The sequence below is a fragment of the Alkalicoccobacillus porphyridii genome (assembly GCF_007293315.1).
Taxonomy (GTDB): domain Bacteria; phylum Bacillota; class Bacilli; order Bacillales; family Bacillaceae_D; genus Alkalicoccobacillus; species Alkalicoccobacillus porphyridii.
In genome coordinates this window covers 1-282 of record NZ_VLXZ01000164.1, presented here as the reverse complement: position 1 = coordinate 282, position 282 = coordinate 1, and the positions used below count along the sequence as shown (strand labels likewise).

The following is a 282-nucleotide window of genomic DNA, read 5'->3' as shown; positions in this document are numbered from 1 at the left end:
AGCAACGGCAACCCGCTGATCTACTTTGCGGTTGCAACGGTTCTGGAACTGGTGTTTGGTATTCTTGCGAGCATTATCACCATGTGGTTCTCGCGTCATCGTGAATTCCATGCTGATGCCGGTTCGGCAAAACTGGTTGGTCGCGAGAAAATGATTTCCGCGCTGCAGCGCCTGAAAACCAGCTATGAACCGCAAGAAGCAACCAGCATGATGGCTTTCTGCATTAACGGTAAGTCGAAATCGCTCAGTGAGTTGTTCATGACTCACCCGCCGCTGGATAAA

General features: G+C 50.7%; 1 protein-coding gene. It reads left to right on the top strand.

The genetic code is table 11. The annotated features are described in order from the left end of the window. Nucleotides 1-282: M48 family metalloprotease (locus tag FN960_RS23905; RefSeq protein WP_143850800.1), on the top strand; the 282-nt coding region annotated here is incomplete at both ends.